Origin of the sequence: Streptomyces sp. RPT161, from assembly GCF_027533845.1 — a bacterium.
GTDB lineage: Bacteria > Actinomycetota > Actinomycetes > Streptomycetales > Streptomycetaceae > Streptantibioticus_A > Streptantibioticus_A silvisoli_A.
On record NZ_JAPZVN010000127.1, the window covers coordinates 1 to 282 of the forward strand.

The 282-nt window shown below is 66.0% G+C and carries 1 protein-coding gene; it reads right to left on the reverse strand.

The window, feature by feature from the left end:
• The coding region (locus O5O46_RS35215) for an acyltransferase domain-containing protein (protein WP_269859762.1) at positions 1 to 282 on the reverse strand (282 nt) is incomplete at both ends.

Genomic DNA, 282 nt, shown 5'->3' on the forward strand with positions numbered 1-282 from the left:
CACATGCGCCGCAGCCAACTCGCCAATCGAATGCCCGGCCAGGAAGTCAGGCTTCAGCCCCCACGACTCAACGAGCCGGAACAGCGCCACCTCAACCGCGAACAAGGCAGGCTGCGTGTAGGCGGTCTGGTCGAGCAGGCCGCCGTCGGCTCCGAAGATCACATCCCGCAGCGGTACTTCGAACCGTTCACACACCGCGTCCAGCGCTTCGGCGAAGACAGGGTAGGCCTCGTACAGCTCCCGACCCATCCCGATCCGCTGGCTGCCCTGCCCGGTGAACAG